The organism is Arthrobacter sp. Hiyo1 (assembly GCF_001263615.2).
GTDB lineage: Bacteria > Actinomycetota > Actinomycetes > Actinomycetales > Micrococcaceae > Arthrobacter.
On the sequence record NZ_DF952475.1, the window covers coordinates 267,933 to 274,559 of the forward strand.

The window sequence follows — 6,627 nt, forward strand, 5'->3', positions numbered from 1 at the left end:
GGCTGCCGCAGGGACTGTTGCGTTCCAAGCCGCGCGAAGCCCAGGCGCTGTGGGTACTGGGACCGTCGTTCGCTGAAGTGCCCATTGCCGAGCGCTGGACCATGGTGGCGGACCTCAGCACCCGCGCCCTCACAGAAGACGTCCGGCAGGACCTGGTCAGCGACATCGTTGCCTCCATGGGAAACCGCGCCACGGTGCGCGCCCACTCCTTCCGCTTCGCCCGGCTGGTACAGACCCGTCTCCTGCTGGCCAGCAGGAAGTCCTTGGCGGCAGCCCAATCCCACGGCTCGGCCCCGAGTTCCAAGGGCGCGGAGGCCGCCCTTCGGGTCGAGGAACTCGTGCGCAAGCTGCGAGCCGGCAGGCCTGAACAACCAGGTGACGTGGCAGTGTTCCCAGGAGAGCCTCACGCGAAGGTTCAGCCCGTCTCGGTCCAGGAACTCATCGCCGCCGGCAATCTCAAGTACATCAAGGGCAACCGGCTCGAGGATGCGGACCTGACGCCAAGCGGCGGGACACGAGTCCTGGGGCCGGCCGAACTGCTCGACCCGCACGGCAGGCAGAGGAGGCACATCAGCCTTCTGGATTTCGCCGCCAGTAACCCTTCCGGCCGTCTCACCGAGCCTGGCGACGTCGTCTTTTGCACGAACCCCCGGCCCGCCGCTCTGGTGGACGCGCAAGGTGGCTCCGCCGTCGTCTTCCCCGCCCGCGTGCTACGGATCGATGGAGGGGACCCCGGCGGGCTGCTGGCCGACGTCGTCGCCGCGGACATCAACAAGCTCCGCGCCGAGGACAAAGCCTGGCGCCAGTGCGCCTGCGCTACGTCCCGGACGCCCAACGCAAAAAACTGGCCGAATCCCTCGTCCGGCTGCAACACGAGCAGCGGCAAGCCCGCGAGCGGCTCAGGCGGCTCGAAGAACTCGCTACCCTGATTACGGACGGCGTAGCGGGCGGAAGCCTCACCCTGACAGACCCCAGCACTAAGCTCGCCGAACCACAGACCGAAGGAACCCGTTAATGCCCCCGAAATTGAAGGTGGACCTCGCCCCGTCCACCATGAAGGAACTCAAGGACACTCTCTGGAAGGCCGCAGACAAGCTGCGCGGTTCCATGGATGCCTCCCAGTACAAGGACGTGATCCTTGGGCTGGTGTTCCTGAAGTACGTCTCGGACGCGTTCGAGGAGCGCCGCGGGCAGATCCAGGCGGAGCTGGAGGCGGACGGGCTCAACGAGGAGCAGATCGCCCAGCTGATCGACGATGTGGACGAGTACACCGGCCGGGGCGTTTTCTGGGTGTCGGAGCGGGCCCGCTGGAACTATCTGGCCGAGAACGCCAAGGGCCTGCCTGCGATGGACGGGGCCGGGCCCAAGTCGATCGGTCTGCTCATCGATGAGGCGATGGACCTGATCATGGCGGACAACAAGTCTCTGGCCGCCACTCTCCCCCGCATCTATAACCGGGACAACGTGGACCAGCGCCGCCTCGGCGAGTTGCTGGACCTGTTCAACTCCGCCCGCTTCACCGGCCAAGGCGCCAGCAAGGCCCGCGACCTGCTCGGCGAGGTCTACGAATACTTCCTGGAGAAGTTCGCCAAGGCCGAGGGCAAGCGCGGCGGCGAGTTCTACACCCCCGCCGGCGTGGTCCGCGTTCTCGTGGAGGTTCTGGAACCGCACCGCGGCCGCGTCTACGATCCCTGCTGCGGTTCCGGCGGCATGTTCGTCCAGGCCGAGAAATTCCTCGAGGCCCACAACATGGAGGGCTCGGACATTTCCGTCTACGGACAGGAGCTCAACGAGCGCACTTGGCGGATGGCCAAGATGAACCTCGCCATCCACGGCCTCAACGCCAACCTCGCCTCCCGCTGGGGCGACACCTTCGCCCGGGATCAGCACCCCGAACTCAGTGGCAACAACGGCGCGGACTTCATCATGGCCAACCCGCCCTTCAACATCAAGGACTGGGCCCGCTCCGAGTCCGACCCCCGCTGGAAATACGGCGTGCCACCGGCCGGCAACGCCAACTACGCCTGGATCCAGCACATCATCTCCAAACTCGCCCCCTACGGCAGCGCCGGCGTAGTCATGGCCAACGGCTCCATGTCCTCCAACTCCGGCGGCGAGGGCGAGATCCGCGCCCAGCTAGTGGAGGCCGACCTGGTCTCCTGCATGGTGGCGCTGCCCACCCAGCTGTTCCGCAGCACCGGCATCCCGGTCTGCACCTGGTTCTTCGCCAAGGACAAGACCGCTGGCAAGAACGGCTCCGTGGACCGCACCGGACAGGTGCTCTTCATCGACGCCCGGAACCTCGGCTACATGGTGGACCGCGCCGAGCGCGCGTTGTCCGATGAAGACATCGCCAAGATCGCCAACACCTACCACGCCTGGCGCGGCACATCTTCGGCTGTTGAGGGCGGCCTGATTTACGACGACGAATCCGGCTTCTGCTATTCGGCCACCCTCGCGGAGGTCAAAGCCGCGGACTACGCGCTGACGCCGGGCCGGTACGTCGGCGCAGCAGACGTGGAGGACGACGGCGAGCCCATCGAAGAGAAGATCGCGCGGCTGTCGAAGGAGCTGTTCGAGCACTTCGAGGAGTCCGAGCGGTTGGCAGTCGCTGTGCGCGAGCAGCTAAGGAGGGTTTCGTGAGTGCATGGCGAAGCGCGACCATCGAATCTTTAGCCTCAGGCAAGAAATCTGCGCTTTCGACTGGACCTTTTGGTTCCGCAGTGGCCTCTAAGAATTTCCGCCAAAGCGGGGTTCCGATGCTGCGCGGGAGCAATTTGAGCGACGATGTGGGCACCAAACTGGATGAACGGGACTTGGTGTTCTTGGACCCAGACCTTGCTGCCACCTTCGAGCGCAGCACAGCTCGGCAAGGCGACCTTGTTTTCACCTGTTGGGGATCTGTCGGCCAAATCGGCCTCATAGATGCCGCCGCCCAATACGGCGAGTACATCGTGTCCAACAAGCAGATGAAGCTGAGCCCGGATCCTGGGCAAGTTGACTCACTCTTCCTCTACTACAACATGAGTCAGCCTAAGATGATTTTCGAAGTTCAGTCCCAGGCCATCGGGAGCACTATTCCAGGGTTCAACTTGGGTCAACTGCGTGCATTAACAGTTCAGATTCCGGAGCTGGCCGAGCAGCGGGCGATTGCGGATGTGCTGGGGGCGCTTGACGAGAAGATCGCCGCCAACACCAAGATCGCTGCAACAACGGACGAAATTTTGTCCGCAAGGTTTTCTGCCTTGTCAGAGGCGGAGACGGATGAAGTCCGTCTAGGCGACATCGCCGATGTCAACGTTGAGACTGTAAAGCCTGTTGCTGGCGGCCAGCTTCGGTACATCGACATTGCTTCCGTAGATGTGGGGTCCTTTAACTTTCCGGCCCTCACCGGCTGGGACACTGCACCCTCACGAGCACGGCGGCGCGTGACAAGAGGCGACACTATTTGGTCAACAGTTCGGCCGAATCGCAGGTCTCATGCCCTAAACCTCTCGGACGATTCACTTCTTGTGGGGTCGACTGGACTGGCGGTTATCTCACCCCGCACGGTGGGCTTTGCCTACGTGTACGAGGTCACAAAGATGCCTGAGTTCACGGCCTATCTCGAAACTGTGGCGGAAGGCAGCGCTTACCCCGCCGTCCGGGCTGACAGGTTCAGTGAGGCGCCAGTACCGCTCTTGTGTGAGGACGCTCGCGGTTCATTTGAAGCTTTGGCGGCACCGCTGCGCGAGTCAGTTCACGCCCTGGAAATCGAGAACCGGATCCTTGCAGCTACACGAGATGCTCTCCTACCCCAGCTCATGTCCGGCAAGCTGCGCGTCAAGGACGCCGAGAAGGCATTGGAGAGCGCAGGCGTATGAAACAGAACGGAGGCGAGATCCAGCCCGGTACGCGTAAGCACGTTAACGGCGCGTCTTTCCCAGGTACCCCGGCGCAAAGCTCCATGCCGGAGTGGTACCCGGAACTCCTCGCCTCTGTCACCCAGCGGATCGCCAGCGGACGCTTCCAAGCCGTTCAAGCCATGAATCGAGAGCTGACAGCCACAAGCTGGGCCATAGGCAATGATCTGCTCGAACGTGAGGCCTCCGAGGGCTGGGGTGCGAAAGTTGTACTGCGTCTCTCCGCCGACATTTCATATGAGTTTCCCGGCGCGCGCGGGTTTTCTCCCCGCAACCTCCGATACATGAAGTCGTTTGCCGAAGCGTGGCCCGATCCGGCAATGTTGCAACGCGTTGCAACATTGCCGTGGGGTCACCAGATCGCCCTGCTTGAGAAGCTCAGCGATCCGGACACACGCCTCTGGTACGCCGCAGCCGCCGTCGAAAACGGCTGGTCGCGCAACGTGCTGGTCCACCAGATCGAGACGAAACTCCACGAACGCAGTGGCAAGGCGATCACCAACTTCTCGGCCACCCTGCCGCCGTCGGACTCCGACCTGGCCCAGCAGTCGCTCAAGGATCCGTACGTCTTCGACTTCGTGGCCATGACGGACCGGCGCAACGAACGCGAGCTCGAAACGCAGCTGGTCCAGCACATCGAGAAGTTCCTGCTGGAGCTCGGTCAGGGCTTCGCCTTTGTCGGCGAGCAGGTCCGGCTGGAGATCAACGGGGACGAGTTCTTTGCGGACCTGCTCTTCTATCACCTCAAACTCCGCTGCTACCTGGTCATCGAGCTGAAGGCCGGAAAGTTCGAACCGGGCTTCCTCGGCCAACTGGGCATGTACATGGCCGCCGTGGACGATCTGCTGGCCCATGCCGATGACAAGCCGACGATCGGCTTGCTGCTGTGCAAGTCCAAGAACAACCTGGTGGCCGAGTACGCGCTGCGCACCACGTCGATGCCCATCGGCGTCTCCGAGTGGAAAGCGGAGATCGTCGAGTCGCTCCCCGAGGAGTTTGCATCCAGCCTTCCCACCATCAGCGAACTCGAAGCCGAACTTTCAGGCGATATTTCAGAATGACTTCCGGTCAACCAGGGGAAACCACCGTGACAGCAACACCAGCAGTAGCCTTTTCCGAAGCCGATTGGGAGGGCATGGCCCTGGAGCTCCTGGCGGAGCCGCTCGGCTGGCGGCCGGCTTCCGGGCAGGATATCGCGCCCGGCACCGACGAGCGGGACTCCTGGGACGAGCTGCTGATCCGGCCCCGGCTCCTCGCCGCCCTGACGCGGTTCAATCCGACGGTCCCGGTCCAGTACCTGCAGCAGGCCCTCGCGGAGATCGCCTCGCCCAAGTCCAACGACGCCATCACCGAGAACCACCGCCTCCACAACTACCTCGTGGACGGCTACCGGCTCAGCTACATCGACTCGGACGGCAACGAGGCCAACCCCACCATCCATCTGCTCAGCTCTGACCCGGACCAGAACGACTGGCTCGCCGTCAACCAGGTCACCCTGGTGCAGGGCGACTACAAGCGCCGCTTCGACGTCGTACTTTACTGCAACGGCTTGCCGGTGAGCGTCATCGAGCTGAAGAAGGCCGGCAGCGCCACGGCTGACGTCGCCGCCGCCCACGCCCAGCTGCAGACCTACCTGCGCGATTTCCCCATGGCGTTCCGCTTCTGCGTGTTCACGCTCGCCTCGGACGGGATCCAGGCCAAGTACGGCACGCCGTTCACTCCCCTGAACCACTTCTCGCCGTGGAACGTGGACGACGACGGCGTGCCCGTCGCGCCGGGTACATGGAGGACGGCGAGGCCGTGACTGCGCTGGAGACCGCGCTCCACGGTCTGTACAACCAGTTGCGCTTCCTGCAGCTGACACGCAATTTCACCGCGTTCGACGGCGGCCCGGAGGGGCTGAGCAAGCGGATCGCCAAGCCGCACCAGTATTTCGCCGTGACCAAGGCCGTAGGCAGCACCATTCAGGCCGTGGCAAGCAATGGCAAGGCCGGCGTCGTCTGGCACACCCAGGGCTCGGGCAAGTCGATGGAGATGGAGCTTTACGCCAATCTGGTGGCCCGCAGCCCCCAGCTCAAGAACCCGACCGTCGTCGTTATCACCGACCGCAATGAACTCGACGGCCAGCTGTTCGAGGGCTTTGACCGGAGCCTGCTGCTGGCGGAGTCGCCCAAGCAGATCCGGAAACGCTCCGAGCTCCGGGACGAGCTGAGCAACCGCACCACTGGCGGCATCTACTTCACCACCCTGCAGAAATTCGGCCGCAGCAAGTCCGAAAAGGACGCCGGCGCCGACCACCCGCTGCTGTCAGTCCGCCGCAACATCATCGTGGTGGTGGACGAGGCACACCGCTCCCACTACGACGACCTGGACGGGTACGCCAGGCACCTCCGCGACGCGCTGCCGCACGCGACGCTCATCGCGTTCACCGGGACGCCGATCTCCTTCGATGACCGCAACACACAGGACGTGTTCGGCGAGTACATCGACATCTACGACCTCTCGCGGGCGGTGGAGGACGGCGCCACAGTGCCCGTGTACTTCGAGCCGCGGCTGATCAAGGTGGGGCTGGCCTCGGATGTGACCGAGGAGGATCTGGACAAGTCCGCCGACGAGCCACGCTGGGCCTGGACGATACCGAGCCGGGCGCGCATCGAGCGAGTGTCGCCGTCGTGAACGCCGTCTATGGCGCGCCGCAGCGGATCGCCGGCCCTGGCCGCTGACC

At 63.8% G+C, this 6,627-nt stretch carries 3 protein-coding genes and 2 pseudogenes; all 5 read left to right on the plus strand.

Going from position 1 to position 6,627, the window contains the following annotated elements:
• A pseudogene (locus AHiyo1_RS20240) lies at nucleotides 1-929 on the plus strand (hypothetical protein); the annotation flags it as partial.
• Between the two features lie 85 nt (nucleotides 930-1,014).
• The gene (locus AHiyo1_RS20245; protein WP_059389772.1) at nucleotides 1,015-2,643 is read left to right on the plus strand and encodes a class I SAM-dependent DNA methyltransferase; all 1,629 of its coding nucleotides are present in this window, start codon (nucleotides 1,015-1,017) and stop codon (nucleotides 2,641-2,643) included.
• Nucleotides 2,640-3,863 (plus strand): restriction endonuclease subunit S, encoded by a 1,224-nt coding sequence (locus tag AHiyo1_RS20250; RefSeq protein ID WP_148667681.1) that lies wholly within the window; start codon nucleotides 2,640-2,642, stop codon nucleotides 3,861-3,863. Before AHiyo1_RS20245 ends, AHiyo1_RS20250 begins: the two co-directional genes overlap by 4 nt.
• The gene (locus AHiyo1_RS20255) at nucleotides 3,860-4,963 is read left to right on the plus strand and encodes a PDDEXK nuclease domain-containing protein (RefSeq protein WP_084784641.1); all 1,104 of its coding nucleotides are present in this window, start codon (nucleotides 3,860-3,862) and stop codon (nucleotides 4,961-4,963) included. Before AHiyo1_RS20250 ends, AHiyo1_RS20255 begins: the two co-directional genes overlap by 4 nt.
• Nucleotides 4,960-6,607: pseudogene (locus AHiyo1_RS27410) on the plus strand (type I restriction endonuclease subunit R); the annotation flags it as partial. The gene AHiyo1_RS20255 and the pseudogene AHiyo1_RS27410, both read left to right, overlap by 4 nt.
• Nucleotides 6,608-6,627 lie beyond the last annotated feature (20 nt).